The 3,135-nt window shown below is 64.1% G+C and carries 3 protein-coding genes; all 3 read right to left on the reverse strand.

What is annotated here, in order from left to right; genetic code table 11:
* Window positions 1–181: 181 nt before the first annotated feature.
* The gene (gene preA, locus O7A61_RS31695) at window positions 182–1,495 is read right to left on the reverse strand and encodes an NAD-dependent dihydropyrimidine dehydrogenase subunit PreA (RefSeq protein WP_140747597.1); all 1,314 of its coding nucleotides are present in this window, start codon (window positions 1,493–1,495) and stop codon (window positions 182–184) included.
* A gap of 12 nt (window positions 1,496–1,507) precedes the next feature.
* Entirely contained in the window at window positions 1,508–2,350 is an 843-nt protein-coding gene (locus tag O7A61_RS31700; RefSeq protein WP_337133098.1) for a class I SAM-dependent methyltransferase, read from the reverse strand.
* A gap of 5 nt (window positions 2,351–2,355) precedes the next feature.
* Window positions 2,356–3,135 (reverse strand): FAD-dependent oxidoreductase (locus tag O7A61_RS31705; RefSeq protein ID WP_337133099.1); only part of this gene is annotated, 780 nt, incomplete at its 5' end.

Below are 3,135 nucleotides of genomic sequence, written 5' to 3' on the forward strand. Positions count from 1 at the left end.
AACCCGCTCGCGAAGATCCATCGAATACCCTGCCATCCATGCTGGCCTCCTCCCAGCATGCATGTTGAATCAGAACGGCGATGATTTGGGAATCCCACGACTCTTATAAATTTCATCCCGCTCTAGGAAACTGAAAAAAACGGCGCCCGAAGACGCCGCTTTTTTCGTCGAAGATCTGTCGCTACTCCGCCGCCACCTTGGCCATCGGGTTGTTCGGATGCGTCGTCCAGTTGGCATAGACCGGCGACACCGGTCTGCCGGTGCGCTGGTCCAACGCACCGGCCGCCAGCGGCTCCATGGTGATGCAATTGTCGACCGGGCAGACATTGACGCACAGATTGCAGCCGACGCACTCGGCCTCGATCACCTCGAAATGCCTGACGCCGTTGACCATGCTGGTGATCGCCTGGTGCGAGGTGTCCTCGCAGGCGATGTGGCAGCGGCCGCATTTGATGCAGGCATCCTGGTCGATACGCGCCTTGGCGACATAGTTGAGGTTGAGGTACTGCCAGTCGGTGACGTTGGGCGTGGCACGGCCGATGATGTCGTCGAGCGAGCGGTGGCCCTTCTCATCCATCCAGTTTTCGAGGCCGGCGATCATCTCCTGCACGATCTTGAAGCCATAGGTCATCGCCGCCGTACAGACCTGCACGTTGCCGGCGCCAAGCGCCATGAATTCGGCGGCGTCCCGCCACGTGGTGATGCCGCCGATGCCGGAGATCGGCAGGTCGCGGGTTTCGGGGTCGCGCGCGATCTCCGCCACCATGTTCATGGCGATCGGCTTCACAGCCGGGCCGCAATAGCCGCCATGCGAACCCTTGCCGTCGATGGTCGGCATCGGTGCGAAACTGTCGAGGTCGACGCCGGTGATCGAATTGATGGTGTTGATCAGCGACACCGCGTCGGTGCCGCCGGCATGCGCTGCCCGCGCCGGTTTGCGGATATCGGCGATGTTGGGCGTCAGCTTGGTGATGACGGGCATGCGCGTATATTGCTTGCACCAGCGCACCACCATTTCGATATATTCCGGCACCTGGCCGACGGCCGCCCCCATGCCGCGCTCCGACATGCCGTGCGGGCAGCCGAAATTGAGCTCGATGCCGTCGGCGCCGGTCTCCTCGACCAGCGGCAGGATGGATTTCCAGCTTTCCTCGACGCAAGGTACCATGATGGATGCGATCAGCGCGCGGTCGGGCCAGTCCATCTTGACTTGCTTCATCTCGCGCAGGTTGGTCTGCAAATCGCGGTCGGTGATCAGCTCGATGTTGTTGAGGCCGAGCAGGCGCCGGTCGGCGCCCCAGATCGCGCCATAGCGCGGGCCGTTGACGTTGACCACCGGCGGCCCCTCTTCGCCCAGCGTCTTCCAGACGACACCGCCCCAACCCGCCTTGAAGGCGCGGATGACGTTGTAGGCCTTGTCGGTCGGCGGCGCCGAGGCCAGCCAGAACGGATTGGGCGATTTGATGCCGACGAAATTGTTGCGGATGTCAGCCATGACAGGTCCCTTTCAACCGAGACGAAGGAGCATTTCCACGGGAGCAAGAATGCCGCCCTCAAGCGCGGCGGTGAGATTGGCGATCTTGGTGCGGGCATCCTCGCCCATGACGAGGCCGACGCCGGGCGGCGGCTTTTTGCCCTCGGCCTGTGCGGCGGCCATGCGGGCGCGCATCTTCGCGAAGAATTCTATGGCGAAAGCACCGCGTGGGCGCTCCGCGGTCACCGAGAAGCCCGCCGCGGTGGCCGCCGAACGATAGTTGTCTGGCGTGGCGACAAAGGACATGGTCTCGTCGGATGCCCATGGCAGCGGATAGGTCAGCGCGCCGTCCTTGAGCCGCATCACGTCGTAGACAGCGAAGACGCCGCCGGACTTGAGCACACGGGCGGCCTCGCTCATCAGTTTGCGCTTGTCGGGCAGGTTCATGCCGACATGCAGGATCATTGCCGCATCGAAGCTGGCCTTGTCGAACGGCATGTCCAGCGCGCTGCCCTGCACGAAGCGCGTCTTGCCGTCCATTCCCACCTGTTTCGACAGGCTGGCCGCGATGTCGACATAGCTTTGCGTGAGGTCGATGCCGGTGACGTCGGCGCCGGCATTGTTCGCGGCAAAACGGGCCGGACCGCCGATGCCTGAACCGATGTCGAGAAGCCGGACTCCAGGCTTCAGCCCCATCTGGTCGATGAGTTCCCTGGTGGCGGCCACGCCGCCAATGTGGAATTCGTCGACTGCGGCGAGATCATCGGCGCTCAGAAGGGCGATTTCCACGCCAGTATCGGCAAGCGCGGCAAGAATCCGCTGCTCCAGGCCTGAACTCTCGTAGTGACGGGCAATGCCCGGTTCCACCGTGGCCATGATCCTTATCCCTGGGTCAGGCTCCTGTGGATGCTCTCAGCCGCATCGCGCCCTTGCGCCACGGCCGAGACGGTCAGGTCGTCGCCACCAAAAATGCAGTCGCCGCCGGCCCAGACCTTGGCCAGCGAGGTGCGCCCTTCCTCGTCAACCTTGATGCGGCCGGCTTCGAGGTCGATTGACGCCCCGCTGCCGTTGAGTGCGACCGGCACAAAACTCTGACCGATGGCCTTGAACACCTGGTCGGCAACCAGCGTCAGCGTCTCGCCGGTGCCGGCAAGCTTATCCCCGATGAGCGCGGTGTATTCGAGTTCGATGGCACTGACCTTGCCACCTTCGGCGATCACCCGCTTCGGCTGCAGCCAATGGCGGATGGTGACGCCGTTGGCAGCGGCCAGGTCCTGCTCGAACTCGGAGGCGTTCATATGCTCCTGGCCGCGCCGGTAGCAGATCGTCACCTCCTCGGCGCCAAGCAGCTTCGACTGCACGGCGGCGTCGATCGCCGTCATGCCGCCGCCGATGACGACGACGCGGCGGCCGACCGGCAAGCCTGAGAGGTCGCTGGCCTGGCGCAGTTCGGCAATGAATTCGACAGCGTTGGTGACGCCGGCGGCATCCTCGCCGTCGGCGCGCAGCGCGTTGACGCCGCCAAGCCCCGTGCCGAGGAACACCGCATCGTAATTGCGGATCAGGTCGGAGAACTGGTAGTCGCGGCCGAGCGCCTTGCCGTTCTGGATGTCGATGCCGCCGATCGCGGTGACGTAGTCGACCTCGGCCTGGGCGAAGTT

This window comes from Mesorhizobium sp. Cs1321R2N1, assembly GCF_037179725.1.
GTDB classification, from domain to species: domain Bacteria; phylum Pseudomonadota; class Alphaproteobacteria; order Rhizobiales; family Rhizobiaceae; genus Mesorhizobium; species Mesorhizobium salmacidum.

Bases quoted from the DNA above. Each gene is read 5' to 3' on its own strand.
- preA (WP_140747597.1), bottom strand. From the start codon at position 1,495: ATGGCTGACATCCGCAACAATTTCGTCGGCATCAAATCGCCCAATCCG.
- O7A61_RS31700 (WP_337133098.1), bottom strand. From the start codon at position 2,350: ATGGCCACGGTGGAACCGGGCATTGCCCGTCACTACGAGAGTTCAGGC.